The organism is Streptomyces sp. NPDC012466, assembly GCF_042955215.1.
Classification (GTDB): Bacteria; Actinomycetota; Actinomycetes; order Streptomycetales; family Streptomycetaceae; genus Streptomyces.
In genome coordinates, this window is record NZ_JBIBEQ010000002.1 from 554,855 (window position 1) to 580,526 (window position 25,672).

Sequence of the window (25,672 nt, forward strand, 5' to 3'; positions counted from 1 at the left end):
GTCACCACCCCGTACCGAAACGCGTTTGCTTCGTAACGATGGAGGCCCCGATGCCATGCACACGGCGGGTCTGCGCCAGGATGTCCGGAAGACATAAGCATCTGGAGGGGAACCCAGAACATGAGTTACAACCAGCCGGGCCCGTACGGCGGGCAGCCCCAGCAGCCCGGTCCGTACGGTCAGCCGGGCCCGTACGGCCAGCCGCCGCAGGCGCCCCAGCCCGGTTACGGCTATCCCCAGCAGGCCCCTCCGCCCCAGCCCGGCTACGGCTACCCGCAGCAGCCCCCGCAGGGCGTCCCGCCGCAGCAGGCCCCTTACGGCCAGCAGCCTCCGTACGGCCAGCAGCCGCCCTATGGCCAGCAGCCGCAGTACGGCGTTCCCCAGCCGCCCGCGCCGAGTGGCGGCGGGAAGAAGACCGGCCTCATCATCGGCGCGGTCGCGGTCGTCGCGGCGATCGGCGTGGGCGCGTACTTCGTGATCGGCGGGGGCGGAGGCGCGGGTTCCCTGGAGGACGACGGGCCGCACAAGCTGACGACGCCGGCGACGGTGCTCAGCGAGTACAAGCGCACCACGAAGGAGGGAACGACCGCCGGCAGCGAGTCGACCTCGGAAGTGGAAAAGAGCGGCGTCAAGAACGCCAAGTCCGTGGCGGGCCTCTACAACACGCTGGACATGAGCGACTACGACCCGAACGACCCGGCGTCGGCGGGGAAGCTGGCGACGGCCAAGACTCTTACGGTGGCCGGTGCTTACGGCGAGATCTCCGACCCCGAGGCGACGCTGGACCTCTTCTTCGCCAACTTCAAGAAGTCGGCCGACAAGGAGTCCGCCACCGGGTCGGGCAAGCCCGAACTGGTGGGCGAGCCCGAGGCGGCTGACCTCGACGGTGCGGTCATGAAGTGCCAGTCGGTCAAGGGCCAGGACCGGCTCTCCAAGAAGGAGAAGATCAACTGGTTCTGCGCGTGGGCCGACTACAGCACCCTCGCCATCGTGTCGCCCGGTGAGGTGGCGCAGGGCGTCACCAAGGACGTGGCGATCGACCTCACGACCAAGGTCCGCAAAGAGATCCGCGTCGCGGCCTGACGGCGACCACGACAAAGGCGCCCGGCAGCAGTGCCGGGCGCCTTCGCATGCAGTGGATGATCAGGCCGTCTTCTGCTCCCCCGGCCCCCGCCCCCGCGCGTCCCGCGGAATCAGCGTCGGGTTGACGTTCGACTGGACGACGTCCGCCGTGATGACGACCCGGGCCACGTCCTTACGGGACGGGACCTCGTACATCACGCCCTGGAGGACTTCCTCCATGATGGCGCGCAGGCCGCGCGCGCCGGTCTGGCGGAGGATCGCCTGGTCGGCGATGGCCTCGAGGGCCTCGCGCTCGAAGTCCAGCTCCACGCCGTCGAGTTCGAAGAGGCGCTGGTACTGCTTGACGAGCGCGTTGCGCGGCTCGACGAGGATCTGGAGCAGGGCCTCGCGGTCGAGGTTGTGGACCGAGGTGATGACCGGCAGGCGGCCGATGAACTCGGGGATCATGCCGAACTTGACCAGGTCCTCCGGCATGACCTCCTGGAACTGGTCCTTGGACTCCATCTCGCGCTTGGAGCGGATCTGCGCGCCGAAGCCGATGCCCTTGGCGCCGGCGCGGGACTCGATGATCTTCTCCAGCCCGGCGAAGGCACCACCCACGATGAACAGCACGTTCGTCGTGTCGATCTGGATGAACTCCTGGTGGGGGTGCTTGCGGCCGCCCTGCGGCGGGACCGAGGCCGTGGTGCCCTCCAGGATCTTCAGCAGGGCCTGCTGGACACCCTCGCCCGAGACGTCGCGGGTGATCGAGGGGTTTTCACTCTTCCTCGCGACCTTGTCGATCTCATCGATGTAGATGATCCCGGTCTCGGCCTTCTTGACGTCGTAGTCGGCCGCCTGGATCAGCTTGAGCAGGATGTTCTCGACGTCCTCGCCGACGTAACCGGCCTCCGTGAGCGCCGTGGCGTCGGCGATCGCGAAGGGGACGTTCAGCATCCGCGCGAGGGTCTGCGCGAGGAGGGTCTTGCCGGAGCCCGTGGGGCCCAGGAGCAGGATGTTGGACTTCGCCAACTCGATGGCGTCGTCACGGCCGTTCGCCCCGCCGTTCTCGCCGGCCTGGACTCGCTTGTAGTGGTTGTACACCGCTACGGAGAGGGCCTTCTTGGCGGCCTCCTGGCCGACCACGTAGCCCTCGAGGAACTCGTAGATCTCGCGGGGCTTCGGGAGTTCCTCCCAGCGGACCTCGCTGGTCTCCGCGAGTTCTTCCTCGATGATCTCGTTGCAGAGGTCGATGCACTCGTCGCAGATGTACACACCGGGCCCTGCGATGAGCTTCTTGACCTGCTTCTGGCTCTTGCCGCAGAACGAGCACTTGAGCAGATCGCCGCCGTCACCGATGCGTGCCACGGTGTGCTTCCCCTTCGCCTGGGAGACTCCTGGACGCGACGTCCAGCGGACTCCTGGTGCTGCCTTATGTCGACGGTACCTTGCCGGGCCCCCCGTCCGGGCCCCCCTTGGCGCGGTTCGCTTTGACGTGAACCGAGCCAAACCATGCCAAGGGGCGGCAGACGTTACAGCCTCTCGCGTCAGCGCAGGCTCGAGTTGTCCATCTTCCGGGTGGTGATGATCTGGTCGATCAGGCCGTAGCTCAGCGCGTCCTCGGCCGTGAGGATCTTGTCGCGCTCGATGTCCTCGCGGATCTTCTCGACCGGCGTGGTGGAGTGCTTGGCCAGCATGTCCTCCAGCTGCGCGCGCATCCGGAGGATCTCGTTCGCGGCGATCTCCAGGTCGGACACCTGCCCGCGGCCGGTCTCGCTGTACGGCTGGTGGATCAGCACCCGCGCGTTCGGCAGGGCCATGCGCTTGCCCGGCGTACCGGCGGCCAGCAGGATCGCGGCGGCGGAGGCCGCCTGGCCCATGCAGACCGTCTGGATGTCCGGCTTCACGTACTGCATCGTGTCGTAGATCGCGGTGAGCGCCGTGAAGGAGCCGCCGGGGCTGTTGATGTAGACCGAGATGTCACGGTCGGGGTCCATCGACTCCAGGCACAGCAGCTGCGCCATGACGTCGTTGGCGGAGGCGTCGTCGATCTGGACGCCGAGGAAGATCACGCGCTCCTCGAAGAGCTTCGCGTACGGGTCGTACTCGCGGATGCCCTGGGAGGTGCGCTCGACGAAGCGCGGAATGACGTAGCGGGACTCGGCCTGCGGGCCGGTGTAGCGGCCCTGCGAGGCGCTCATGTCCTGCACGGCGTGCTGACGGTCGTAGATCCCACTGCCGGGGAACTGGTTCACGGTGTCTCCTGATAGGGGCTGAGGCGGTCGGCTGGGGCTGTCTGGGGTCGCTGGGGGCCCGGGTGGGCTCCGTGGGCCTCACGGGGCGCCACAGGCCCCGTGGGGACCGCTCAGGCCCCGGTGCCGCCGCCGCCCGGCATGCCGGCGGCCGTGGGGATGACGTCGTCGATGAGGCCGTACTCCTTGGCCTCGAAGGCGTCGAACCAGCGGTCGCGGTCCGAGTCGCGGGTGATCTGCTCGACCGACTGGCCGGTGTGCTGCGAGGTCAGCTCGGCCATGCGCTTCTTGGTGTGCAGCAGCCGCTCGGCGTGGATCTTGATGTCCGAGGCCGAGCCGGCGAGGCCGGCGGAGGGCTGGTGGATCAGAATCTCGGCGTTCGGCAGCGCGAAGCGCTTGCCGGGAGTGCCGGCGCTGAGCAGGAACTGGCCCATCGAGGCCGCGAGGCCCATGGCGATGGTCACCACGTCGTTCTTGATGAACTGCATGGTGTCGTAGATCGCCATGCCGGCCGTGATGGAACCGCCGGGGCTGTTGATGTACAGGTAGATGTCCTTGTCCGGGTCGGCGGCAAGGAGCAGCAGCTGCGCGGTGATCTTGTTCGCGATGTCGTCGTCGACCGGCTGGCCGAGGAAGATGATCCGCTCGTTGAGCAGCCGGTTGTAGACCTGGTCACCGAGGCCACCACCGATGGAAGGCTCGCCGGCGGCTGAGGGCATCAGATTCGTCACGTATCCACCTGCTCGTCTTACGACGGCGCCGGGCCGTCTCACGTTTCCCTAGGGGCTAGGAGCCGTTCGGGGACTCCACTGCCCTCGTATTCATGGACCCTAACGCGCGGGTCCCTTCGGGGAATCCCGGAGATGGGAGTGTTCGCCGGGGGCGTAGCGACTGGGGGGCGGCGGTGCGGGTGCACGACAGGAGGGCCCGGGGTTCACACCCCGGGCCCTCCTCGCGATTCAACCGGTGCCGGGGGCTCAGCCCTCGGTCTTCTCCTCGGCCGGGGCGTCCTCGGCCGGGGTCTCCTCGGCGGAGGCCTCGGTGGTCTCGTCTTCCTCGTCGTCGAGGTCGATGATCTCGCCGTTGGTGTCCTTGACCGTGGCCTTCTCGACCACGACGGCCAGGGCCTTGCCGCGGGCGACCTCGCCGACCAGGAGCGGAACCTGGCCGCCCTCGACGACCGCCTGGGCGAACTGGTCGGGGGACATGCCGGAGGAGGCAGCACGCCGCATGAGGTGCTCGGTGAGCTCCTCCTGGTTGACGTTCAGCTTCTCCTGCTTGACGAGCTCGTCCAGCACGAACTGGGTCTTGATGCCCTTGACCGCGGCTTCCTTGGTCTCGGCGTCGAACTCCTCCTCGCTCTTGCCCTGGATCTCCAGGTACTTCGCGAGGTCGAGGCCCATCTGGCCGAGCTGGTGGTGCTCGAGGTTGTGCTTGCGGGTGTTGATCTCGTCCTCGAGCAGCTTCTCGGGGACCGGGACCTCGACCAGCTCGAGCAGCTTCTCCAGGACGCGCTCCTGGGCCTGCGTGGCCTGGTCGTACTGCTTCATGTTCTCGAGGCGCTTGCGGCTGTCCGCGCGCAGCTCCTCGATGGTGTCGAACTCGGAGGCGAGCTGCGCGAACTCGTCGTCCAGCTCGGGCAGTTCACGCTTGGCGACCTGGGTGACCTTGACGGTGACCTCGGCCTCCTTGCCGGCGGCGGAGCCGCCCTTGAGCTCGGAGGTGAAGGTGGCTTCGCCACCGGCCTCCAGGCCCTTCACGGCGTCGTCGATGCCGTCCAGCAGCTCGCCGGAGCCGATGGTGTAGGAGACACCGTCCGCGACTCCGTCCTCGAGGACCTCGCCGTCGACCTTGGCGCGCAGGTCGATCGTGACGACGTCGCCCTCCTCGGCGGCACGCTCGACCGGGGCGGTGGAGGCGAAGCGCTCGCGCAGCTCCTCGACGGCCTTGTCGACGTCCTCGTCGGTGACCTCGACCGCGTCGACCTCGACCTCGATGCCGGAGAAGTCCGGGATCTCGATGGTCGGGCGGATGTCGACCTCGGCGGTGAAGTTCAGCGTCTCGCCGTCCTTCAGCTCCGTGATGTCGACCTCGGGCTGGCCCAGCACGCTGAGCTCGGCCTCGTTGACCGCGTCGGTGTAGAACTTCGGAAGCGCGTCGTTGACCGCCTCCTCCAGAACCGCACCGCGGCCGAACCGCTGGTCGATGACCCGGGCCGGGACCTTGCCCTTACGGAAGCCCTTCACCGTGACCTGCTGGTTGATCTTCTTGTACGCCGCGTCGAGGCTGTCCTTGAGCTCCTCGAAGGGCACCTCGACAGTGAGCCGAACCCGAGTCGGGTTCAGGGTCTCCACGGCGCTCTTCACGGTTCGGTCTCCTTGTGGCTGACTTCTTGGTTTCTGCCGGGGCCAGAGCGGCCCGGCGGATTTCGCCGCCCGGAGGACTTCAGACGATGAGACACACGGGCGTGCAGCTTGCATAGTAACGGCAGCGACTACACCGCCCAAAAGGCGATCACGCAAGCGATCGAATGGGCGATCACGCGAGTGATCGGGTGGCTGGTCGGGGTGGCGGGATTTGAACCCACGGCCTTCCGCTCCCAAAGCGGACGCGCTACCAAGCTGCGCCACACCCCGTCTGGTGCGACACGTAGGGTACATGCCGCGAGGCGGTGGGGCCGCCGCATTTCCACAGGGTGTGTGCCGCGCCGTCTCCGACGGGAATGCGGTGTGCGACGGAGGGGGCCGACCCGCTACGATGCCTTCAGTGCCGCGGTCAGCCCGACCTGCGGCGCGTGCTGTGCGGGCGTAGCTCAATGGTAGAGCCCTAGTCTTCCAAACTAGCTACGCGGGTTCGATTCCCGTCGCCCGCTCCATACGGCTCAGGGCCAGGTCAGAGGATCATTCCTCCGCCTGGCCCTGAGTGTTTCCGGGGACTGTGTTCAGTCCGGCGTGTCCCCCGCGTGCCCCTCCGGCTCCTGATCTTGCTTCGGCTTGGGCTTGCGGCCCTTGTCGACCAGGTCGCTCAGGGCGTCGGCGATCAGCCGGTCGCGTGCGGCGCTGGCGTGCTGGTAGATCAGCGCGGCCCGGGCGGTGCTGTGGCCCATGCGGGTCATCAGCTCACGTGTGCTCGCGCCAGTGGAGGCCGCCAGGGTGTTGCCCGTGTGCCGAAGATCATGGAAGTGCAGGCCCTTGATCCCGGCCTCGTTGCACGCCTTGCGCCACAGCCGGTTGAAGTGGTTCCGACGAGGGGTCGCCCCTTTGGCGCCGAGGAACACCCGGCCGTCGGCGCCGGCCTCGGCGTAGCGCTCCAGGTGGTCACGGATGTCCGGGGTGATCGCCGCCGGGATCGAAACGGTGCGCTTGCCCGCCGCGCTCTTGGGAGCCTTGATCTCGCGCTGTCCGTTGAACAGCTCGGCGACAGCCCTGCGGACGCGCACGGTGCCGTGGTCGAGGTCGATGTCACGGCGGTGCAGGCCGATCAGCTCGCCCCAGCGCAGGCCGAGGAATCCGGCCATCAGCACCAGCGTCCGGTAGCGGGGCTTTATGGCGTCGGCCAGGTCGTAGACCTCCTGCACTGTGGCGGTCGGCCGCTCCGGGGTGTGCACGGTGCTGGCGCCCTTGATCGTGCATGGGTTGCGCCTGACCATCTGGTCGGCAACGGCCGTGCCCATGATCGCGCGCAACAGGGCGTAGGACTTGGCGACGGTCGTGGGGCCAGTGCCGGACGCGAGCTTGTCAGCGCGCCAGCGTCGGACGAGCGGGGGCGAGATCTCCGCGACGTTGACGGCCCCGAAGGCGGGTTCGAGGTGGTGCCGCAGGAGCGAGCCATAGAGCTGCCGCGTGGTGGAGGTCAGTTCGCGTTCCTTGATCCACGCAGTGGCGTATTCACCGAACAGCACCTTCCCGGCATCGGGGTCGTGCCAGTCGCCGCGCCGAAGCTCGGTCTGCTTGTCGGCAAGCCAGTCGTCGGCATCCCTCTTGGTGCGGAACGTGTGGGGCGCGGGCCGGAGCTGCCCGTCGGGGCCGAGGTAGCGGACCTGGTAGCGACCGGACGGGAGCTTGCGGACCCGGCCGAAGTGCCGGCGCTTCTGTGCCATCAGGCAGCCACCCCCCGAAGGGCTGCTCCACGCCGCCGCGGCTGCACGGTGTTGGCGTCGATGAACTCGCGAACCGCGCTCTCGGGTATCCGCACGTGACGGCCCACCTTCACGTAGGTGATGCGCCGCTCCTCGATGAGGCGCCGGGGGAAGCGCACCGTCGTACCGAGCAGCTCGGCGACCTGGTCGACGCTGAGGTACCGCTCATTCATGGTCGTGCTCTCCTTCCGATCGCAGATCTGCGAGGGCTTCGCGGGCGGTTTCGCGGTTGAGCTGGAGGTCGCGGGCGATGGTGGCGGCGAGGGCGGATTCGCCGGGGGTGTGGCCGTGTCCGGCGTATTGCCAGTCGGCCAAGACCAGGACGGTGTCCGGCTCGCAGTCGTCCAGGCCGAGGGCTGCGTGTTCCTGGGCTGCGCGGTAGTCGGCGCGGGCCTGACGGAGGGCGCCGAGGGTGGTGGAGTAGCGGCGGGACTTGGAGGAGAAGTGGCCCCGGAAGCCGAGCATGTGTGCCCAGGCCCACAGGCGCCGGTCGGGGTAGAGCGGGTCGAGGTCCTTGCAGGCCTGGATGAGGCGGCGGGTGTGGTCCGGGACGCCGTGGCGGTCGAGTTCGGCGAGTTCGCCGATGCGGCGGTCGAGGGTGCCGGTGTTCTCGGCGGCTTTGGTGGCGTACTTGGCGACGTAGGAGGCGACGGCCTGTTCGGTGATGTCGGAGCCGTCACCGAAGGCCTTCACGGGCCTCACGTCGAGCTGGGTGCCCCAGCGAAAGGTACGAGCAGGCTGGTCCTCGGCGGCCGGGACCGAGACCGAGGTGTACGAGTGCGCAGCAGCTGCACGGATGGCGTCGGCGAGGAGGTCGACCGTGGCCCAGGACGGCGGGGCAGTCTCCGGTCCGTCGGGGCCATCGATGCGGATCACGGCATGGAAGTGCACGGCGCCGCGTTTCTGGAACTCGGCGACCTTGCCGTAGGAGACGCGGACGTGGTCGGCGAGTTCACGGCGGGTGAGCCCGGCGCGGGCGGCGATCTCGCGGCGCAGCCGGGTTGTGAAGCGCTGCCAGAGCTGTCCGGCGTGGTTGTTGAACAGCGCTGCACCCGCGTAGTCGTAGGTGGCCGAATCGAGGGCCGTTCCGAGAGCGGGGTCGTCCGCCGCGTGGCGGGCACCGCAGCGGCAGGCCCCATGGTCGGGTCGGTTGTGGACCGGGCCGAACGAGGGGGCGGTGAGGGTGGCGAAGACGCGGGGGTGATCCCGAACGGTGGCGGGGATGTCGCGGCGGTCGTCTCCGGCCAGGCCCGCGCGGATGAGGTGGTAGGTGTCGCCCGCATACGTCCAGGCGCAGGACGGGCAGCGGGAGGCCCGGCGGTTGCCGCAGGCGATACGGAGACGGCCACCCGGCTCGTTGGCGGTGGTGTAGTGGTGCAGGGTTTCGCCGGTGGTCTTGTCCTTGGTGAGGGTCCAGCCGGTGAGGTGGATGGGGTCGGCGCAGCCGCCGGTGCGGCGGATCTGCTCGTGCCAGCGGTGGTAGTCAGAGGCCGAAGCCACCCTCAGCAGGTCGCCGAGGGTGGTCGGGTCGAGCAGGTCAGGCACGCGCACTCTCCCGGGCGCGGGCGGGGACGGTGCCCTGGCCGTGGCAGGCCGGGCAGTTGGCGGTGATGGTGTGCCGGTGGCCGTGCTGGTCGCGGCTGCCGGTGGTGATGGCGGCGGTGGCGAAGCCGTCGCAGTTCGGGCAGATGCGGGGCCTCGGTGTGGTGCGGTGCGTCATGCTGGGGGTTCCTTCCGGTTCAGTGGATCGGACAGGGACGGCGCCCGGAGCGGACGAGACTTGGCGGTTGAGGCCGCTCCGGGGGCCGGTCAGCGTCGCTTCGTCTCGGAGGCGAGCAGCGAGCGCAGGACGACGGCGCAGACGGCGACCGAGGCGCCGGTGATGGCGACGGCGAGCAGCATGGAGACCAGGACGGCGCCGACGACCAGGACCACGGCAGTGCCGCCGCCGACAAGGGCGAGCGCGGTCCCGGGAGTGAGCTGCACCGTCGGCCGGGACGGCGCGGGCGCCGGAGCCGCCGGGGAGGGCTGCGAGGTCTGGACGGCCGGGACGATGGTGGTCGGCTCGACCACGGCAGGCGGCGTGACGTGGCCGGTCGGTGTGGGCATGGTCGGGATCTTCGGACGGAACATCGGCGGTTCTCCCTTCCGGGGTGGTTACTTGATGAAGGTGTCGATGGCGGGGGCGAGGACGCTGTCGGCGAGGAGGAAGCCGCCGAGCAGCAGGACGGCGATGAGCCAGGCGGGCGGGCGGATGAGCTTGACGCCGAGGTAGCCGACGGCGAGCAGGGCGAGCCAGAGCGGTACTTCCATGGCGGCCTCCTAGCGGACGCGGCAGCGGTGGGTGCGGGCGGCGAGCTGGGCGGCGGACTGGCTGGAGTAGTCGGAGGACCAGCCGCAGCGGTCGGCGGTGCACACGGCGGCGTACTTGGTCTGGCCGTGGCGGTCGCGGTGGGTGCCGATCTGCACCGGGCCGATACGCATCACGGAGTGGAAGTGGTCGCGGGCGGGCATGTCAGTCGGTCTCCTCTCGGGTCAGGGCCGGGTCGGGGAAGGCGGCGCGGATACCGGCGGCGGTGGCCGGGTCGGTGGTGCGGCGGGCGGCTTCCTCGGCGAGCAGGTGGGCGAGGTAGGGCCGGTTCGCGGCGGCCATCTCGCGGGCGGCGTCGAGGTGGTCGGCGGCGGTGAGGTCGGCCGGGTCGCTGGTCATGGCGTGTCTCCCGTCGGTGTCAACTGAGTTGGGCGGCGATGGCGTCGGCGAGCTGGGGCGGGACGCCGAGGCGGGCGCGCAGGGTGTCGGTGTCGATCGGTGTGCCGGTACGGGTGCGGTGGTCGTCGGCGACCTTGCGGGCGTGGTCGACCAGCGCGGCCGGGACCGGCACAGCAGTGGCGGGCACGGGAGGGGCGGGCTCGGCAGCCGGAAGGGCCGGGGTGTCGTCGACCGCCGGGACCGGCTCAGGCTCGGTGATCGGCTCTGGCTCGGTAACCGGCTGGGGGTTCGGCTCGGTGGCCGGGGCTGTGGGTGCCGGCGGTTCCGGCTCCCGGTCTGTGGCGGAGTGGGCGAGGAGGGTGCCGCCCATGAAGGCCAGGGCGGGCCAGGCGGCGACGAGGATGCGCAACCAGGCCGGGACGTCGGTCAGGTCGAGGAGTCCGGCGGTGGCGACGTTGGCGCCGAGGGAGGCGACCAGGGCGATCACGAACCAGCACCAGGCCAGCCGGGACGGTCCGTCGTTGCGGAGCCGCCGCCAGGCAGCGACCAGGAGCAGGTCCACGCTGATCGGGTAGGCCCAGGCTTTCCAGCCGTCCTGTCCGGCAGCGGCGGCCAGGTCGTGGAGGTGGGCGAAGGACAGCGCCCCGGCGATGACGGCCTGGACCAGGACGGCATCTATGCGGAGAGCGGGGCGAGTCATCACGGCTCCTTCCTGTCGTGAGGCATTGGAGGGGTAGGGACCTGGCGCGAAGCGGTCGCGCCGACCGTGGAGCGGGGAGGGTCAGGCGGTGGCGGGGGCTGTCTTGGACAGCGGCGCCCGGGCCGAGGGCAGCGCGGCGACCGCGGGCCGGTAGGCGGCCAGGGCGGGCACGTCGGGGGTGCGGTCGGCGTACTTGTTGCAGGTGTTCACGGCCTGGCGCAGCGAGGTGTGTGGGGCGCGGATGCGGTGCCAGCCGCCGGTCGAGTCACCGGCGATCGCGATGCCGCGTGTCTCGGCGGGGATCTGGATGGCGGCCAGGACGGCGTCCGGGGAGATGTCGCCGAAGGCCATGTTGGCGGAGGTTTCGTCGTTGACGCGGTGGGCGGTGCGGCCGGTGAGCTGGGCGCGGAGCATGGTGATGCCCTTGCCGAGTTCGGAGCCGAAGCGCTGTCCGCAGATTTCGAGGTAGATGCCGGCCGCGCGGCCGAGCTGGGCGAGACGGACCAGGGCGGTGATGATGCGGTCCCGGCGCTTCTCCTCGTCCTTGCTGGCGAACAGGGCGAGTTCGGCGACCTCGTCGACCAGGACCACGACCGGGACGGGGCGGATGTCGTCGGGCAGGTCCCAGATGTCGGCGGCGATCTCCGCATCCGGCACTGCGACGCTGATGCGCTGCTCGGCCCGGATCAGTTGGTAGACCTCCTCCATGTGCGATACCAGGGCTTCGAGCAGTTCCAGGGCGGTGTCGGGGTTGTCGGCCAGGGCGGAGAACCGACGGGCCAGCGGGAACAGCTCAACCCCCTGCTTGCAGTCGATGCCGACCAGCGCTACGTCCATCGGGGCCAGCCCGGCGACCAGGTTGCGCTGGTAGACCGACTTGCCGGACTCCGTGGCCCCGAGGGTCAGGCCGTGCGGGACCGCGCGGTAGTCGCGGTAGTGCACCGAGCCGTCCTCCCGCAGCGCGACCGGAACCCGCATCGGACGCGTGTCGGTCTTGGCGGGCATCTGGACCTGCTTGAGCACGTCGTAGCCGGTCATCCGCACCTCAACCACACCCGAGCGCACCTCGCGGGAGGTCACGCCGTACATCCCGAAGGAGTGCCGCAGCCGGTCCGTGGCCGCCGACACGTCGAAGGCGTCCTGACCGGGTCGGAGCTTGAGCCGGAGGACCAGGCCGGTCCTGGTCGGCCGTAACCGCAGGATGCGCGGCACACGCGACTCCGGAACCGGCCGGTTGGCCACCCGGGCCAGAGCCAGGCGCCAGCGCGAGGGCGGGACCGTCAGACCGCAGGCGTCCATGACCGAGGCGTAGCGGACCAGGACCCGCACCATGGCCAGGGCGACCCCGAAGGTCAGCCAGTACCAGGCGGGACGCCGCCACCGCAGGAGACCCGCAGCGGCGACGACCCCAACCACAGCGACCATGAACCAGGTCATGATCAGGCCGCCTCAGAAGCCGAGCCGGTGACGGCCAGCGAGGTGACCGCGACCGCACGGAACGCGATCCCGTGGCGCTTCTGGCCGTTGAACTCGTTCTCCCACGGCCGGGCGATCAAGCCCGTCAGAGCCACCGGGGTGCCCATGGCCAGGTCGCTGGAGATACCGGGCTCCGGGACGGTGATGGACAGGATCTCGACTTCGTCGTTGGCCGCGAACATCACGTCGACGGTCATCAGCTTGACGCCGTCGGCGTCGATAGCGATCTCGCCGGTCCGGCGGTCACGGACCTTGGGCTGCGGGGCCTTGGCGACCATCACGGTCGCGCCGGACGTCTCAACGGGGATCTGACGCACAGCAGAACACTCCTCTATAGAGGCTGGACTTCGTCACTCATGTACATGAGTGACATAGAGAAGAGTGCACGACTCCTATACATGAGTCAACCCGCCGCGAGAGAGAACACGCGACGGGTTGCGGTGAGTTGAGCGGGCGTCAGTCGGCGGCTGGGATCCGGTACTCGAAAACGAACTGGTCAGCGGCCATGAGGGTGTCGCAGACCTCGACGACGAGCCCTGCGGTGGTACGGGCCTCGCGGATCAGGTGAACTACGGGTGCACCCGGGCTGAGGGCCAGTTCAGAAGCTTCCGCCTTGGAGGCTGGCCGAGCTTGCAGCGTCTCGACGAACTCGGCGAACTCGTGCCCGTGATCCTCGAGTCGGGCGTAGATGCCACCACCGCCCGGGTTCTCGGCGAATAGCTCCGGGATCTCCTTGACGACGTCCCATGGGAGATACGAGGAGGCGGTCTCGACCGGAGTGCCGTTGCGGAAGTAGAGGCGTCGGCGGGCGAGCACCTGAGTGCCGGCGGGGACGCCCAGCCGCTGGGCGGCATCCGCGGGGGCCTCCATGGGTCCGATGTAGAGGACGCTCACCTTGGCGGTGGCGCCGGACTGTGCGGATTCCGCGAGGTACGCAGCCTTGCCGCCCTGGCGGAGCGAGCGCCGGAAGCGGTCGGAGGAGCGGTGCCGCACCGGCGGCCGGTCTTTCACGATCGAGCCCTTGCCGTGCCGGGTCTCGACGAGCCCGCTCGCGCGCACCTCGACCATGGCCTTGCGGATCGTGCCACCGGAGACGCCGTAGCGCTCCACCAGCTCCGATTCACTCGGCACCATGTCGCCCGGCTTGAGCACGCCCGCCCGGATCTGCTGCACGATCTCGTCTGCGATCTGCACGTATCGAGGCCCGGACCTGCCTCCTTCTACTGCGGTTCCCATAGTCCTTCCCTGCCTCCTATGCTCCTGTACATGAGTCAACCACAGGAAGCAACGTCGCCGCCGCTGCACTCCGTATCCGTTGCGGGAGTGGTGGTGCGCGAAGACGGACGCCTCCTGGCGATCCGCCGAGCGGACAACGGAACCTGGGAGCTCCCCGGCGGTGTGCTCGAACTGGCCGAGACGCCAGAGGCTGGCGTTGCCCGCGAAGTCTGGGAGGAGACAGGCATCCACGTCGAGGTGGACGAACTCACCGGCGTCTACAAGAACACGACCCGAGGCGTTGTGGCCCTGGTCTTCCGCTGCAAGCCCTCCGGTGGCATCGAGCGCACGTCCAGCGAATCGACAGCCGTCTCCTGGCTGACCCCCGACGAGGTCAGCGAGCGCATGTCCGAGGTCTACGCGATCAGGCTCCTGGACGCGCTGGATGGCAACGGCCCGCATGTCCGGAGCCACGACGGCACGCAGCTCTTCGAAGGACGTCTCTAACACCTTATGTGAAGCGCTCACTTCGGCGGGGTCGTCAAGTTCTCTCTTGCAGCGGCGATGAACTCTCGGCGCCGCGCCACAGTCTCATCATCGGCATCAGCAAGGGCAGTCCAAGCCGGTTCGTCGTCCGGCAGGGGCCACGGCCCCAGTTGGAGTGCACGCAAGGCGTCGCCATGAGCGCTCCAGTAGTTCAGCACTGCGGTGAAGAGAGCCTGCGCCCGGTCGTCGACTTCGTCCGGGCCGAGCATGAGCAGGCTGTCCCGACTCTTCGCCAGCTCCTCGATACTCCGCAAAACGTCACGAGGTATGTAAAGCGGTGCGAAGTCGTAAGTGGCGGCATCCACGTCACTCGAGTCCAGTTGATCAGACAGGCTGGCGAGGTCGCCGCTATGGCCTTCCAGGGCCTTCAGACAAAGATCCACTGTCTGAAGGAAGCCGACGTAGCGCTCCTGTCTCTGCTGCCGGAGCCACTGCAGATGTTCGTTGGCACCCTGATCACGGACTTGCCGACGACCAGCCCGATAGGAGAGCACGCCACTAAGCAGAACACCGGGAACACCGATCGCCGCTGCCCAGATAGCGGCCTGTCCTTGATCCATGCCTCATCATCGGCGGTGGGGGCGACTTGGGCCAAGCCACGATGCGTGGGATAAGACTTTCCCTACTTCATCAAGGCCCGCGCACGGCGCGGGCGCGCGCCGCCTCTGCGGCGCGGCCTGCCTCCTGTCTGCGCCCCGGCTGGCCGCGCCCGGCGGCGCGCTGGCGAGCTGCGGGCATGGAGTGGGAGACACCCTCTGTGGCTGGGGCGGTCGGCTCCACGGCTTTAGGCAGCCACTTTGGGGCGAGCCTCTAAGATCATGGCCCCAACGTCGTGCTTTAACGGGCAGGTCCACAGACTGCCCGACGCGCCGGAAGCTTACGGGGCCATGATCACTCGCCCCAGACCAGCTCCAGCCCAAAGCCGCTCCACCGACCGGGCGGCACAGCTACTGCATCCCAGGGGCATCCCCACCAACAACCTTCCTAGCGGAAACGGTGAAGGCCAAGAAGGCGTGATCCATCGCTTCTTCTGCCTGATCCCTGGCTCGGCAGTCGTACGCCCAGAGTCTCGTATCGCTGCCAATGTTGTCGTGCGCCAGCTGAGCAAACTCCCGGAGGAGAGAGGAGCACGCCACAACCAAGTCGTGGGCCGCAAGACTCATCTCAACAGGCCCTTCGAGGGACACGGTGGCTCCAGCTTCCGACAGGGCAGTGATCGCTGCTTCCACACCAGACAGTGCCGGAGGAACCGGCAGCCCCGGTTCTGGCGGCGGTACGGCCTTCCTGACCTCCCCGAAGCTTCGATCCACCTCGTGATAGGCGGTGAGGAAACGGGCGTACGCGTCCCGACGTGCCTCACGGTGCATGATGAGCCGCTGCTCATTGCGATCTAGCTGCCTGTCTAAGCGATCCTGACGCCCCTTGAGGAGTGTGAAGACTCCTGCCAGAGCCGCGCCAGCAAGGGCGCTCGCAGCGCCGATGAGAGCGATCGACTGTTCAGCCACGGTGACATCTAAGCGAGCAGGACGGCGTCCCGCATACGATGAGGAAAAGTTCATGGTCACCCGCTCGCTCCCTGTACGAGCCGCCAGAGGCCAGCTGAGCCGCAACCGGTACGGATAGACGTCGTGCGGCTGCACGAGTCGGAGAAGGGCCGTCTGTGCCCTGCACGTGCCCGCCGAGACGGCGAGCGACGGGGAGCGCCGGGAAGCGTCTCAGGAACCTGCAGGTCAACGTCTCGCCAGGTCAGCCCGCACCCACATACGCGATCTTCCAAGCTGGTACTCCCTGGCCCGGACAGCGAAGCTTGACTGGATCATTCGGCCTCCGTCGACCGCGACCGCAGGCGCAAGTACGTCTCAACCCAACCCGAGCTCCCTGCGGGCGTCCAAACCGAAGTCGTCAACAGCCTCAGAGGCTGCTTTAAAGCGGGGAAGTACCGCGTCCAAGGGATCGCCAGGTCCGCTTTCCCCGCGCGGCATCTCGTCAATGAAGGTCGCTAGGTCCGTCACGGCATCGGCCGCACAATGGAAGGACTGGACCAGGGCATCAGGCCCTACTAGTTGAAGCTCAGTGCTTCGGTGGAGCTGTACCTCGAGCTGGTGTTCGACATCTTGTCGAGCCGCTTGGGTCGATAGTTCGTCACCCGCAGGCACGTGCTTGGCGTACATTTGCGTCGCTACGACAAACGCCGTGAGTGACTCAAGGCACGCGGCGTACACCTCTCGTCGGTACTGCTCGTGACGAGTCTCCTTCTGAGCGGCCAACTGACGGGTCAGGTTGCTGTGGCCGGCGAACCAGGTGAGGACACCAGTGATCGCACTGGCGGTCAGTGCAGCCCCTGAGCTGATCAAGGCAATCGAAGCGTCTGACATGGAGCCCCGTGTCCCGCCCTTCCACACCTGGGCGGTGGCGCCTGACATCCGTCACTGACATCAACACCGACGGACATGGGCAGACACCGACGGCCCTGTACGACTATCGTCACTGGTCAGTGTCCTTCCTCACCACTGCCTTCGCCACACGAGAATGGGATGCTCACGATCACCGCGTGCGTCGTCGCGCCAGCCCTGACGCGCTACACGCTCGCGTGAGGGCCAAGGAGTTCAGCGCCGTCCACCGAGCCTCCCAGCTCGCACGAGCGCGACAGAGAGCCACACGTGCCCCCTACGTGCCCGATCCAAGGGCACGAGTCAGGGAACAGCAGGGAACCACGGCGACCAAGTCACAAACGCGCAGGTTGACGTCTCGCCAGGTCAGCGCACATCCGCATACGCGATCTTCCAAACTAGCTACGCGGGTTCGATTCCCGTCGCCCGCTCCATACGGCTCAGGGCCAGGCGGAGGATCATTCCTCCGCCTGGCCCTGAGTGTTTCTGGGGGCTGCGTTCAGTCCGGCGTGTCCGTGACGGGCCGGCCCCCGATCGGGTGTGGGTGGACCCGCGCCGTGAGCGCTCCGCCTCTTCACCGATCGTCGCCTCGTCGGCCGACATCGGCCGGCGACACGGGCCGGACTGCCATGGACCGCTGCCGGACGGCCGGGGGTCAGAGGTCCCGGACGTCGACGCTGTAGACGGAGCGGACGCCGTACGGGACGTACAGGGCGTCGCCGACGAGGAACAGCGGCGCTCCGGAGGTGACGAGCATGCTGTCGACCCGGCCGCCGTCGTCGCGGCCGAGCCGGGTGGCCTCCACCTTGCCGCTGCGCGCGTTCAGGGCGGCGAGGCGGCCGCTGGGCGAAGCGAAGTAGACGTGGGTGGCGGAGGCGGTCGGCGGCCCCTGCCGCTCCAGGGTGGAGTTGGATTCCCACAGTGTGCGCCCGGTGAGCGGCGCGACGGCGCGGACGCCGCCACTGCCGCGCGTGAAGTAGACGGTGCCTCGGACCAGGTACGCCCTCGACGCCTCGGGCCGGGGCTTCGCCAGCCGTCGCACGGTGAGCTCGTGCGAGGAGACGTCGATGAGGGTGAGGCCGCGGGCCGCGGACGTGCCGTCCACGAACACCAGATGTCCCTCCTGCGGGCCGAGCATCTCCAAGGCACCCTCGGCCTTGACGGTCCAGCGGAACTTCCCGGTGGCCGGGTCGATCTGGGAAACGGTGGTTCTGGCGCGCTTCTCGTCGTCGACCTCGGTCGTGCAGATCAGGTAGGCACGGCCGGCCGCCGAGTCCAGCAAGCAGTCACCCCAGGCGCCCGGCTCCGGCTGCCGCCAGCGGACCTTGCCGGTCTCCGCGTCGAGCAGGGCGTACTCGTCGCCCTGCGCTCCGTAGAAGGTGACGACGCCCTCGGCCACGGCCGTGGCACCGCCCCCGGGCGCAAGGGGGACTCTGGCCATCTCGCCGCTGCCGGTCGGGGTCCGCCACAGCTCCTTGCCGGTGTCGGCGGCCAGGGCGTGGACCGTGTAGCTGGAACCCACGCCGCTCGTGCCTTCCGCGTCTTCGGCCCCGTAGGCGTAGACGCGTCCGTCGCCGGTGCCGATGAGTGCGCCCTCGTCGCCGGAGGCGCCGTCGGGTGTGGTGTCGACGGGCCGGCTCCAGGTGTTGCGACCGTCGGCGAGACCGAAGCGGGTCGCCATGAGGTCGGATCCGGCGCACACGAGGGAGGCGTCGACGACGGAGCAGCTCCTGAAGGACGTGTCGGCCCCGCCCAGGCCGCCCTCGCTGTCCACCGGGGCCTTCGCCGTGGCGACCCACGGCTTCCACCCCTCGGGGAGGTCGGCCGCCCTGGTGGTGGTGGAGGGGGTCGGGCGGTCGTTGTCCTGGATCAGGGTGACGGTCGTGGTGACGACCGCGGCGAGAGCGACGGTCACGGCGGCCGAGACCAGCAGCAGCCCGTGCCGGCGGCGGCTGCGGGTGCGGCCGGCCCCGGGTTCCGGGTGCCCGGACGGGTCGCGTGGCGGCTGGGGCTGTTCCGTCGGCGTCTTGTCGAGTCGGGGGCGCGGCGCGCCGGGCCGTTCGGCGTCCGCCCCGCCGTCCGCCTCGTCGGGCAGGGGACGGGACGTCTCGCCCCGCTCGGTGCGGGCCGCGTCGGGCCATGCCGTGACGGCCGGTTCGGTCGGCCGTGCGCCCGGCCAGGGGCGTACGGGGCGTGGCGTGCCGGTGCGGGGGGTACCGCCTTCGCGGAGCAGGGTGAACAGTTCGTCCGCGGCGGGGCGGGACTTCTGGTGCTTCTCCAGGCAGAGGCGGATGAAGGGAAGCAGTTCGCCGGGGACGCCGGTGAGGTCCGGCTCGCCCTCGACGACGCGCAGGGCCGTCTCGTACGGGCTGGGGCTGTCGAAGGGGCCGCGGCAGGTGGCGGCATAGGTGAGGACCGAGCCGAGGGAGAACATGTCGGCGGCCGGTCCGACGTCCTGGGGGGCGGCGAACTGTTCCGGGGACATGAAGGGCGGGGTGCCCATGACGCGGCCGGTCTGGGTGAGGACGTCGGAGGCGGCGAACTCGGCGGCGCGGGAGATGCCGAAGTCGATGACGCGGGGGCCGTCCTCGGCGAGCATCACGTTGGCCGGCTTCAGGTCGCGGTGGACGACTCCGGCGCGGTGGATGTCGCGCAGCGCCTCGGCGAGGCCGGCGGCGAGATCGCGCAGGCGGGGCAGCGGGAGCGGGCCGTGCTCGCGGACGTGTGAGCCGAGGTCCGCGCCCGGTATGTAGAGCGTGGCCATCCAGGGATGCGTGGCGTCGGCGTCCGCGTCGACGACGGGGGCCGTGAAGGCGCCGCTGACCTGGCGGGCGGCGGCCACTTCGCGGCGGAAACGGGTGCGGAACTCGTCGTCGTCGGCGTACTGACTGTGCACGACCTTGATCGCCAGGCGTCTGCCGGAGGCGGAGCGGGCCAGGTAGACCACACCCATGCCGCCGGAGCCGAGACGGTCCTCGATGCGGTAGCCGCCCACCTCCGCCGGGTCAGAATCGCGCAGCGCCATCCCCGTACGTTCCCCCCGTCACGCACCGTCCTGTGGTCGGGGCGAGCGTAACCGCCTCCGCGCCGGGCCCGCAGCGCGGGGCTCGGGAGGTGGGCCGTCCCGCCCGGTCAGAAGCTGATGGAGTTGATCGTCTCCGCTATCGAGTTGAGGAACCGGTTGATGGACGGGGCCATGCCGGTCGAGGCGAGGAAGAAGCCGAAGAGGATCGCCACGATCGCCGGCCCTGCCTTGATGGATCCCCCTCTCAGCAACACCACAAGGATGATTGCCAACAGCAGCACCACAGACAGTGAAATGGCCACAACTGATCACACCCTCGGTCGGTTCGCTCTCCCGGCCCGGGGACGCGACCCCGCGCACCCCGCCAGAACCATCGTGCCACCAACCTGGCCTGGCTATGCGGCCGGTGACGCATCGACTACGCCCGTGTCGCCCCCACCCGCGCGTGTCGCCTGCGCGCGGGGGGCGACACCAGGGAGTCGTACGGCAATTCGACGGGCCACCCGCACAGGTAATTCGACCGCTTCGTTTCCGTCTCCACACAACGCGTTCGCAGCTAATTCGAATTGTTGCCACAGACTCACCAACACCCCTGCGGAGCGGGGACCGAAGAGGATGGAAGCGGACATTCCGCGGGAGTCGCCTGCTGGTCTTATGCGTCGCTTAGTCCGGAAGTATCACGACAAGTAGGGCCTGAGCATGCACACAATCCGGCATCAGACGATGTGTTGGCCATCACGCCGACAGTGGCGTCAACTGCCCGTAATCCGGGGTACCCGCAGCGAATAGCCAGGAATCACGTCCGGCGTTTTACGAATAGCTGCAGGAAACGCTAGGGTGCCTCAGATGTTCCACGCTGCCTCGTCCCCCGTACGCGCAGCGAGGTCCCGGATCGTCTCCCCGAGCTCCTGGTGGGAGGGTCTGTGACGAACTCGCTGCGACCGAACGGCGACCGCAGGGCGCCACTTCCCCCGGCACAGTCGCCGGTCGACGGAGTGCCGAGCCCGCGCTCGCCGCAGAGCACGCAGAAGAAGCAGAACGGCAGACAGCGCGACGCGTTCTTCGACAACGCCAAGTACCTCGCGATCGTGCTGGTGGCCATGGGCCACGCCTGGGAGCCGCTCAAGGGCGACAGCCGGGTACTCGAGGCGGCGTACCAGGTCGTCTACGCGTTCCACATGCCGGCGTTCATCATCATCTCCGGCTACTTCTCCCGCAGTTTCGACATGCGGCCCGACCGGCTGAAGCGCCTGATCACCGGCGTCGCCGTGCCGTACATCATCTTCGAGACGGCCTATCCGCTCTTCAAGCGGGTCATCGACAACGACCCGCATCAGGAGATCAGCCTCCTCGACCCCTGGTACCTGACCTGGTTCCTGGTCGCGCTGTTCGTCTGGCGTCTCACCACCCCCATCTGGAACCTGGTGCGTTGGCCGCTGCCGCTGGCGCTGGGTCTGGCCATGCTGGCGACGGTCACCCCGGAGATCGGTGACGACCTGGACCTGCAGCGCGTCCTGCAGTTCCTGCCGTTCTTCGTGCTGGGCCTGGTGATGAAGCCCGAGCACTTCCACATGGTGCGCCGCCGTTCGGTGCGGATCGCCTCGGTGCCGCTGTTCGCCGTCGCGCTGGCCTTCAGCTGGTGGGCGGTGCCGCGCATGAACACCGCGTGGTTCTACCACCGTGACGCCGCGCAGGAGCTGGGCGCCCCGTGGTGGACCGGCCCGGTCATGGTGCTCGCGATGTTCGGCTGCTCCCTCGTGCTGACGGCCTGCTTCTTCGCCTGGGTGCCGCGCCGCCACATGTGGTTCACGGCCCTCGGCGCCGGCACGCTCTACGGCTACCTGCTGCACGGCTTCCTGGTGAAGGCCGGCGACTACCAGGGCTGGTTCGAGGCGTCCTGGCTGCACCACCCGGCCGGCGAGATCCTCGTGACCGCCCTCGCGGCCGCCGTCGTGACGGTGCTGTGCACCAAGCCGGTGCAGCGCGTCTTCCGGTTCGCGATGGAGCCGAAGATGGACTGGGCCTTCAAGCGGGACGCCGCCGAGCTGGCCCGCGAACGCCAGGGCGCCGAGCGGCGCGAGCGCGAACGCGAGAAGGTCAACGCCTGACCCTCGGGGCGGGATTCATCCGACGAGACCGAGAAGTGCGCGCATCCGTGCGTACTTCTCGGTCAGTCGTGTGCGGGTCGCCTCGTCGAGGACCGCGAGGCGGGCCGGGTCGGCGTTGTGCGCCAGGTCCGACTCCTTCACCAGCAGCGCGCCGGGCGTGGCGAGGATCCGCGCCGCGTACTCCTCCGGCGACTCCCCCGCCCGCTTGGTGACGGCGAGGACGATGTCCTTCGTGCGGCTGCTCAGCGCGGCCCCGCGCAGCCACTCAGGGGAGAGCGCGTCGTCCTCCACGGCGTCGTGCAGCCAGGCCGCCGCGATCTGCTCCACGTCGCCACCTCGGGCCCGTACGCCCTCCGCCACGGCCCGGAGGTGTTCGGCGTAGGGCCGGCCCGCCTTGTCGGTCTGGCCGGCGTGCGCGGCCCGGGCGGTGGCCTCCACCTGGGCCAGTGTCATGGGGGATGTCTCGGTCACTGCTCCAGTGTCCCCCCGCGCAGCGTCGCCCGGGCCGGGGCCCACCTCAGCGGGTCGCGGCCGCCGTCGGTCCCTCGCGGCAGATCAGCAGCAGGGCCCGGTCGTCGTTGACGTCCTTGGCCACGGCCTCGATGAGATGCCAGGCGGCGCCGTGGAAGCCGCCGGCGACATAGCGGTCGGCCTCGCCGGTGAGGCGGTCGATGCCCTCGACGATGTCGCGGTCGGCGGTCTCCACCAGGCCGTCCGTGAACAGCATCAGCACGTCCCCCGGCCGCAGTGAGCCCTTCACCGGGTCGAACTGGGCACCGTCGTACACCCCGAGGAGCGGGCCCTCGGCCGCCTTCTCCTCCCAGCGGCCGCTGCCGGCGCTGAGCTGGAGGCCCGGCGGGTGGCCCGCGGAGTAGAGCTCGTAGTCGCCGGAGTCCAGGTCGAGGACCAGGTGGATGGAGGTGGCGAAGCCCTCCTCCCAGTCCTGGCGCAGGAGGTAGCCGTTCGCGGCCGGGAGGAAGGCGTGCGGCGGGAGCGAGCCGAGCAGGCCGCCGAACGCGCCGGACAGCAGCAGGGCGCGGGAGCCCGCGTCCATGCCCTTGCCGGAGACGTCGGTGAGGACGACTTCGAGCGTACGGCCGCCGTTGGTGCGGGCCGCCACCACGAAGTCACCCGAGAAGGACTGGCCGCCCGCCGGGCGCAGGGCCATCTCCCGGTGCCAGCCGTCCGGCAGGTCGGGCAGCTTGCTCTGCACCCGGATGCGTTCACGCAGGTCGAAGAGCATGGTGCCGCCGCGCCGCCAGGGCACACCGACCCGGCTGCGGAACTGGGCCAGGAGCAGCCCGAAGAAACCGCAGGCCGCGACCACGAGCACGATGCCCGGGGTGACCCTCGACGGGCCCTCCGTGTACGGGCCGAGCCGCACCGACTCCACGATCAGGGCCGTGGCCGCCGCCGCGTACAGCCCGAGCAGGCTCGCGGGGCGGAGCAGCAGTCCGCCGACGACGACCGGCAGGACCAGCGCGGCCGGTGAGAACCACACCGAGTTCGCCAGCGTCGCCGTCGCGATCAGGGGAACCATCAGGAGCAGACCGGCCAGGGCGATCCAGTCCGAGCCGTTGCCGCGGAAGTAGTCCACGGCGGCTCGGCGCACGCCGACGCGGACCCGGTGCCACTGTTTCTTCAACCGGGCCGTGAACGTGTCGGCTTCCGCGCGCCGCTGCCGTCCTGATGCCATTAGTTCGGGACCCTATCCATCGGACCAGCCCCTTGGCACGGGAGGTCCCACTTGTCCCCCTTCCGAGGGCCGACTTCACAGTGAACTTCACCGCGCGCAGCACTGCCGTCACCGGGGAGAAATTCTGTCGCTCGCCCCGCATCGCCCTGGTAGGCATGGCTCATGGCATCTGACGCGAACGGCCTTTCCACCGACCTGCGGGTCCTCCGGCAGGACGATTGGGACAAGTGGTACAACACCCTGAGCCGAGGCTTCGGAGGGGTGCCGGAGGCCGCCGAGGAGCGGGAGTTGTGGAACTCCCTGACCGAGTTCGACCGTTCACTCGGTGTCTGGGACGGGGACGAGTGCGTGGGGACGGCCGGGGCGTTCAGCTTCCGGCTGACCGTGCCCGGCGGCGCGTCACTGCCGGTCGCGGGCGTCACGATGGTCAGCGTGGCCGCCACGCACCGCCGGCGCGGCATCCTGACCTCGATGATGCGGCGGCAGCTGGACGACGTGCGCACGTGGGGTGAGCCGCTGGCCGTGCTCACGGCGTCCGAGCCGGCGATCTACGGGCGGTTCGGATACGGCAACGCGACCTTCTCGCTGCATGCCGAGATCGACACGAGCCGGGTGCGGCTGTCGGTGCCGGACGGTACGGACGACGTACGGGTGCGGTACGCGGCGCCGGCCGAGGTGCTCGACGTGTGCGAGGCGGTGTACGCCCGGCTGGTGCCGGCGCGGCCGGGGATGCTGGAGCGGCGGCCCGGCTGGGAGCGGCTCGGGGTGCTCGATCCGGAGAGCGAGCGGGACGGGGCGTCGCCCCTGCAGTGCGTGCTCGCCGAGCGGGACGGGGAGACGGTCGGGTACGCGCGCTATCGCGTCAAGCCGGTGTGGGAGTCACCCGGGCCCAACGGCAGGGTGGTCCTGGAGGATGCGGCCGCGCTGGACCCCGCGGCGGACGCGGCGCTGTGGCGGTTCCTGTTCGGGATCGACCTGACCTCGACGATCGTCGTGCGGGGGCGGCCGGTGGACGACGCGTGGCAGTACCTGGCGTCCGACGTGCGGCGGTGCAATCTGCGGTTGCGGGACTCCCTGTACGTGCGGCCGGTGGAGGTGGGGGCCGCGCTGGAGGCGCGGACGTATCAGGCGCCGGTGGATGTGGTGTTCGAGGTGGAGGACGCGTTCTGCCCCTGGAACGCCGGGCGCTGGCGGCTGAGCGGGGATGCGAAGGGGGCGTCCTGCGAGCGTACGGCGGATGCGACGGATCTCGCCCTGTCCGTGCGGGAGTTGGGCGCGGCGTATCTCGGCGGTGTGTCGCTGGCCTCGCTGGGTGCCGCGGGGCGGGTGCGGGAGGTGCGGCGGGGGGCGCTGGCGGAGGCGTCGCTCGGGTTCGGGGCGGGTGCGGTGCCGTGGTTGCCGCACGGCTTCTGATCCCCGGGCGGTCTCAGGGGCGTTGGCAGGCCGGGCACCAGAAGAGATTGCGGGCGGCGAGATCGGCGGTGCGGATCTCGCCGCCACAGATGTGGCAGGGCAGTTCGGCCCTGCGGTAGACGTACACCTCGCCGCCGTGGTCGTCCACACGGGGCGGGCGGCCCATCGCCTCCGGAGTGTGCTCCGGGCGGACGGTGTCGATGCGGTTGTTGCGGACGCCCTCGTGCATGAGGTCGACGAGGTCGGTCCAGATCGCGTGCCACTCGGCGGGGGTGATGTCCTTGCCGGGGCGGTAGGGGTCGATGCGGTGCCGGAAGAGGACCTCCGCGCGGTAGACGTTTCCGACGCCTGCGATGACCTTCTGGTCCATGAGGAGGGCGGCGATCGTCGTACGGCTGCGGGAGATGCGGCGGAACGCGGTCTGCGGGTCGGCGTCGTCACGGAGGGGGTCGGGGCCCAGCCGGTCGTGTATCGCCCGCTTCTCCGGGGGTGTGATGAGGGCGCAGGTGGTGGGGCCCCGGAGGTCCACGTAGGCGGTGTCGTTCGCCAGGCGGAGGCGGACGGTGTCGGTGGGGGGCGGTGCGGGGGCCGGGCCGAAGGTGACCTTGCCGAAGAGACCGAGGTGGATGTGGATCCAGTCGGTGTCGCGGAAGCCGAGGAAGAGGTGTTTGCCGTGGGCTTCCGTGCGGGTGAGTTCCGTGCCGGTGAGGAGGGCGGCGGCTGCCGTGCACTTGCCCTGGGGGCTGGTGACGCGGGGTTTCGTGCCGAGGAAGGCGGCGCCGTAGTCCTGGGCCAGGCGGTGAATCGTGTGGCCTTCCGGCACGGTTCTCCTTGTGTTCGTTGCCCTTGCCTCAGCCGCCGGGTGAACCGTGTCGGGCCGTTGGGCGGGCAGCAAGGCACGCCGCCGGCGGGGGCTGCGGGCCACGCCGGATCGGGCAGCC

At 69.5% G+C, this 25,672-nt stretch carries 27 protein-coding genes and 2 tRNA genes; 5 read left to right on the forward strand and 24 right to left on the reverse strand.

The window, feature by feature from the left end; translation table 11 throughout:
• The first annotated feature begins 120 nt into the window (after positions 1-120).
• Positions 121-1,083, forward strand: a complete 963-nt coding sequence (locus ACFY9E_RS10005; protein ID WP_390981194.1) for a hypothetical protein — start codon at positions 121-123, stop codon at positions 1,081-1,083.
• Between the two features lie 60 nt (positions 1,084-1,143).
• On the opposite strand, the gene clpX is transcribed toward ACFY9E_RS10005, so the two are convergent.
• The 5 genes from clpX to ACFY9E_RS10030 all read right to left on the reverse strand — a co-directional run bounded on the left by clpX (position 1,144) and on the right by ACFY9E_RS10030 (position 5,950).
• Positions 1,144-2,430: an ATP-dependent Clp protease ATP-binding subunit ClpX gene (clpX, locus tag ACFY9E_RS10010; RefSeq protein ID WP_010041898.1), complete on the reverse strand. Its 1,287-nt coding sequence runs from the start codon at positions 2,428-2,430 to the stop codon at positions 1,144-1,146.
• A 179-nt stretch (positions 2,431-2,609) separates the two neighbouring features.
• Positions 2,610-3,317, reverse strand: a complete 708-nt coding sequence (locus tag ACFY9E_RS10015; RefSeq protein WP_390981196.1) for an ATP-dependent Clp protease proteolytic subunit — start codon at positions 3,315-3,317, stop codon at positions 2,610-2,612.
• A gap of 110 nt (positions 3,318-3,427) precedes the next feature.
• The gene (locus ACFY9E_RS10020; RefSeq protein WP_030818448.1) at positions 3,428-4,033 is read right to left on the reverse strand and encodes an ATP-dependent Clp protease proteolytic subunit; all 606 of its coding nucleotides are present in this window, start codon (positions 4,031-4,033) and stop codon (positions 3,428-3,430) included.
• A 258-nt stretch (positions 4,034-4,291) separates the two neighbouring features.
• On the reverse strand, positions 4,292-5,680 hold the full coding sequence (gene tig / locus ACFY9E_RS10025; protein ID WP_390981198.1) for a trigger factor: 1,389 nt from the start codon (positions 5,678-5,680) through the stop codon (positions 4,292-4,294).
• A gap of 193 nt (positions 5,681-5,873) precedes the next feature.
• Positions 5,874-5,950 (reverse strand) — tRNA-Pro (locus tag ACFY9E_RS10030).
• Between the two features lie 165 nt (positions 5,951-6,115).
• On the opposite strand from ACFY9E_RS10030, the gene ACFY9E_RS10035 reads away from it, so the two are divergent.
• Positions 6,116-6,189: transfer RNA gene (locus tag ACFY9E_RS10035), tRNA-Gly, on the forward strand.
• A 66-nt stretch (positions 6,190-6,255) separates the two neighbouring features.
• Here ACFY9E_RS10035 and ACFY9E_RS10040 read toward each other — a convergent pair.
• The 12 genes from ACFY9E_RS10040 to ACFY9E_RS10095 form a co-directional block, all read right to left on the reverse strand.
• Positions 6,256-7,413: a tyrosine-type recombinase/integrase gene (locus ACFY9E_RS10040; RefSeq protein WP_390981200.1), complete on the reverse strand. Its 1,158-nt coding sequence runs from the start codon at positions 7,411-7,413 to the stop codon at positions 6,256-6,258.
• Entirely contained in the window at positions 7,413-7,625 is a 213-nt protein-coding gene (locus tag ACFY9E_RS10045; protein WP_390981202.1) for an excisionase family DNA-binding protein, read from the reverse strand. Before ACFY9E_RS10045 ends, ACFY9E_RS10040 begins: the two co-directional genes overlap by 1 nt.
• The gene (gene repSA, locus ACFY9E_RS10050; RefSeq protein WP_390981204.1) at positions 7,618-8,997 is read right to left on the reverse strand and encodes a replication initiator protein RepSA; all 1,380 of its coding nucleotides are present in this window, start codon (positions 8,995-8,997) and stop codon (positions 7,618-7,620) included. Before repSA ends, ACFY9E_RS10045 begins: the two co-directional genes overlap by 8 nt.
• Positions 8,990-9,172, reverse strand: a complete 183-nt coding sequence (locus ACFY9E_RS10055) for a hypothetical protein (protein ID WP_390981206.1) — start codon at positions 9,170-9,172, stop codon at positions 8,990-8,992. Before ACFY9E_RS10055 ends, repSA begins: the two co-directional genes overlap by 8 nt.
• 89 nt (positions 9,173-9,261) lie before the next feature.
• Positions 9,262-9,585 carry a SpdD-like protein gene (locus tag ACFY9E_RS10060; protein WP_390981208.1) on the reverse strand — a complete coding sequence of 108 codons (324 nt, stop codon included), beginning with the start codon at positions 9,583-9,585 and terminating at the stop codon, positions 9,262-9,264.
• A 24-nt stretch (positions 9,586-9,609) separates the two neighbouring features.
• Positions 9,610-9,765, reverse strand: coding sequence for a hypothetical protein (locus ACFY9E_RS10065; protein ID WP_365253092.1), 156 nt, complete (start codon positions 9,763-9,765; stop codon positions 9,610-9,612).
• Positions 9,766-9,774: 9 nt separating this feature from the next.
• Entirely contained in the window at positions 9,775-9,966 is a 192-nt protein-coding gene (locus ACFY9E_RS10070) for a mobile element transfer protein (protein ID WP_031108984.1), read from the reverse strand.
• A gap of 1 nt (position 9,967) precedes the next feature.
• The gene (locus tag ACFY9E_RS10075; protein ID WP_390981210.1) at positions 9,968-10,162 is read right to left on the reverse strand and encodes a hypothetical protein; all 195 of its coding nucleotides are present in this window, start codon (positions 10,160-10,162) and stop codon (positions 9,968-9,970) included.
• Between the two features lie 19 nt (positions 10,163-10,181).
• Positions 10,182-10,862: a DUF2637 domain-containing protein gene (locus tag ACFY9E_RS10080; RefSeq protein WP_390981212.1), complete on the reverse strand. Its 681-nt coding sequence runs from the start codon at positions 10,860-10,862 to the stop codon at positions 10,182-10,184.
• Positions 10,863-10,943: 81 nt separating this feature from the next.
• Positions 10,944-12,299 carry an FtsK/SpoIIIE domain-containing protein gene (locus ACFY9E_RS10085; RefSeq protein ID WP_390981214.1) on the reverse strand — a complete coding sequence of 452 codons (1,356 nt, stop codon included), beginning with the start codon at positions 12,297-12,299 and terminating at the stop codon, positions 10,944-10,946.
• 2 nt (positions 12,300-12,301) lie between these two features.
• Positions 12,302-12,655, reverse strand: a complete 354-nt coding sequence (locus ACFY9E_RS10090) for a hypothetical protein (RefSeq protein ID WP_390981216.1) — start codon at positions 12,653-12,655, stop codon at positions 12,302-12,304.
• 139 nt (positions 12,656-12,794) lie between these two features.
• Positions 12,795-13,574, reverse strand: coding sequence for a GntR family transcriptional regulator (locus tag ACFY9E_RS10095; RefSeq protein WP_306928107.1), 780 nt, complete (start codon positions 13,572-13,574; stop codon positions 12,795-12,797).
• 18 nt (positions 13,575-13,592) lie between these two features.
• Between ACFY9E_RS10095 and ACFY9E_RS10100 the strand changes: the two genes are divergently transcribed.
• Positions 13,593-14,060, forward strand: a complete 468-nt coding sequence (locus tag ACFY9E_RS10100; protein ID WP_390981218.1) for an NUDIX domain-containing protein — start codon at positions 13,593-13,595, stop codon at positions 14,058-14,060.
• A 17-nt stretch (positions 14,061-14,077) separates the two neighbouring features.
• On the opposite strand, the gene ACFY9E_RS10105 is transcribed toward ACFY9E_RS10100, so the two are convergent.
• The 4 genes from ACFY9E_RS10105 to ACFY9E_RS10120 form a co-directional block, all read right to left on the reverse strand.
• On the reverse strand, positions 14,078-14,659 hold the full coding sequence (locus ACFY9E_RS10105; RefSeq protein WP_390981220.1) for a hypothetical protein: 582 nt from the start codon (positions 14,657-14,659) through the stop codon (positions 14,078-14,080).
• Between the two features lie 387 nt (positions 14,660-15,046).
• A complete protein-coding gene (locus ACFY9E_RS10110; RefSeq protein ID WP_390981222.1) occupies positions 15,047-15,604 on the reverse strand; it encodes a hypothetical protein in 558 nt (185 codons plus the stop codon).
• Between the two features lie 1,540 nt (positions 15,605-17,144).
• Complete coding sequence (locus ACFY9E_RS10115) at positions 17,145-19,514, reverse strand: PQQ-binding-like beta-propeller repeat protein (RefSeq protein WP_390981224.1); 2,370 nt, start codon at positions 19,512-19,514, stop codon at positions 17,145-17,147.
• 107 nt (positions 19,515-19,621) lie between these two features.
• Entirely contained in the window at positions 19,622-19,816 is a 195-nt protein-coding gene (locus ACFY9E_RS10120; protein ID WP_010041885.1) for a hypothetical protein, read from the reverse strand.
• A 693-nt stretch (positions 19,817-20,509) separates the two neighbouring features.
• Here ACFY9E_RS10120 and ACFY9E_RS10125 point away from each other — a divergent pair.
• Positions 20,510-21,622: an acyltransferase family protein gene (locus tag ACFY9E_RS10125; protein WP_390982040.1), complete on the forward strand. Its 1,113-nt coding sequence runs from the start codon at positions 20,510-20,512 to the stop codon at positions 21,620-21,622.
• A 15-nt stretch (positions 21,623-21,637) separates the two neighbouring features.
• Here the strand turns inward: ACFY9E_RS10125 and ACFY9E_RS10130 are convergent, their stop codons facing one another.
• Both ACFY9E_RS10130 and ACFY9E_RS10135 read right to left on the reverse strand, forming a co-directional pair.
• Entirely contained in the window at positions 21,638-22,075 is a 438-nt protein-coding gene (locus ACFY9E_RS10130) for an HD domain-containing protein (protein WP_390982043.1), read from the reverse strand.
• A gap of 64 nt (positions 22,076-22,139) precedes the next feature.
• Positions 22,140-23,318: a SpoIIE family protein phosphatase gene (locus ACFY9E_RS10135; RefSeq protein WP_390981226.1), complete on the reverse strand. Its 1,179-nt coding sequence runs from the start codon at positions 23,316-23,318 to the stop codon at positions 22,140-22,142.
• A 162-nt stretch (positions 23,319-23,480) separates the two neighbouring features.
• On the opposite strand from ACFY9E_RS10135, the gene ACFY9E_RS10140 reads away from it, so the two are divergent.
• The gene (locus tag ACFY9E_RS10140; protein WP_390981228.1) at positions 23,481-24,731 is read left to right on the forward strand and encodes a GNAT family N-acetyltransferase; all 1,251 of its coding nucleotides are present in this window, start codon (positions 23,481-23,483) and stop codon (positions 24,729-24,731) included.
• A gap of 13 nt (positions 24,732-24,744) precedes the next feature.
• Here the strand turns inward: ACFY9E_RS10140 and ACFY9E_RS10145 are convergent, their stop codons facing one another.
• Positions 24,745-25,554, reverse strand: a complete 810-nt coding sequence (locus ACFY9E_RS10145) for a DNA-formamidopyrimidine glycosylase family protein (RefSeq protein WP_390981229.1) — start codon at positions 25,552-25,554, stop codon at positions 24,745-24,747.
• Positions 25,555-25,672: the final 118 nt, after the last annotated feature.

What these genes read in the sequence shown, in the direction of transcription:
- ACFY9E_RS10095 (WP_306928107.1), bottom strand. Translation starts at nt 13,574, where the DNA reads ATGGGAACCGCAGTAGAAGGAGGCAGGTCCGGGCCTCGATACGTGCAG.
- ACFY9E_RS10060 (WP_390981208.1), bottom strand. Translation starts at nt 9,585, where the DNA reads ATGTTCCGTCCGAAGATCCCGACCATGCCCACACCGACCGGCCACGTC.
- ACFY9E_RS10130 (WP_390982043.1), bottom strand. Translation starts at nt 22,075, where the DNA reads ATGACACTGGCCCAGGTGGAGGCCACCGCCCGGGCCGCGCACGCCGGC.
- ACFY9E_RS10075 (WP_390981210.1), bottom strand. Translation starts at nt 10,162, where the DNA reads ATGACCAGCGACCCGGCCGACCTCACCGCCGCCGACCACCTCGACGCC.
- ACFY9E_RS10085 (WP_390981214.1), bottom strand. Translation starts at nt 12,299, where the DNA reads ATGACCTGGTTCATGGTCGCTGTGGTTGGGGTCGTCGCCGCTGCGGGT.
- ACFY9E_RS10065 (WP_365253092.1), bottom strand. Translation starts at nt 9,765, where the DNA reads ATGGAAGTACCGCTCTGGCTCGCCCTGCTCGCCGTCGGCTACCTCGGC.
- ACFY9E_RS10080 (WP_390981212.1), bottom strand. Translation starts at nt 10,862, where the DNA reads ATGACTCGCCCCGCTCTCCGCATAGATGCCGTCCTGGTCCAGGCCGTC.
- ACFY9E_RS10045 (WP_390981202.1), bottom strand. Translation starts at nt 7,625, where the DNA reads ATGAATGAGCGGTACCTCAGCGTCGACCAGGTCGCCGAGCTGCTCGGT.
- ACFY9E_RS10005 (WP_390981194.1), top strand. Translation starts at nt 121, where the DNA reads ATGAGTTACAACCAGCCGGGCCCGTACGGCGGGCAGCCCCAGCAGCCC.
- ACFY9E_RS10135 (WP_390981226.1), bottom strand. Translation starts at nt 23,318, where the DNA reads ATGGCATCAGGACGGCAGCGGCGCGCGGAAGCCGACACGTTCACGGCC.
- ACFY9E_RS10105 (WP_390981220.1), bottom strand. Translation starts at nt 14,659, where the DNA reads ATGGATCAAGGACAGGCCGCTATCTGGGCAGCGGCGATCGGTGTTCCC.
- ACFY9E_RS10100 (WP_390981218.1), top strand. Translation starts at nt 13,593, where the DNA reads ATGCTCCTGTACATGAGTCAACCACAGGAAGCAACGTCGCCGCCGCTG.
- ACFY9E_RS10140 (WP_390981228.1), top strand. Translation starts at nt 23,481, where the DNA reads ATGGCATCTGACGCGAACGGCCTTTCCACCGACCTGCGGGTCCTCCGG.
- ACFY9E_RS10020 (WP_030818448.1), bottom strand. Translation starts at nt 4,033, where the DNA reads ATGCCCTCAGCCGCCGGCGAGCCTTCCATCGGTGGTGGCCTCGGTGAC.
- ACFY9E_RS10115 (WP_390981224.1), bottom strand. Translation starts at nt 19,514, where the DNA reads ATGGCGCTGCGCGATTCTGACCCGGCGGAGGTGGGCGGCTACCGCATC.
- ACFY9E_RS10040 (WP_390981200.1), bottom strand. Translation starts at nt 7,413, where the DNA reads ATGGCACAGAAGCGCCGGCACTTCGGCCGGGTCCGCAAGCTCCCGTCC.
- ACFY9E_RS10070 (WP_031108984.1), bottom strand. Translation starts at nt 9,966, where the DNA reads ATGCCCGCCCGCGACCACTTCCACTCCGTGATGCGTATCGGCCCGGTG.
- ACFY9E_RS10055 (WP_390981206.1), bottom strand. Translation starts at nt 9,172, where the DNA reads ATGACGCACCGCACCACACCGAGGCCCCGCATCTGCCCGAACTGCGAC.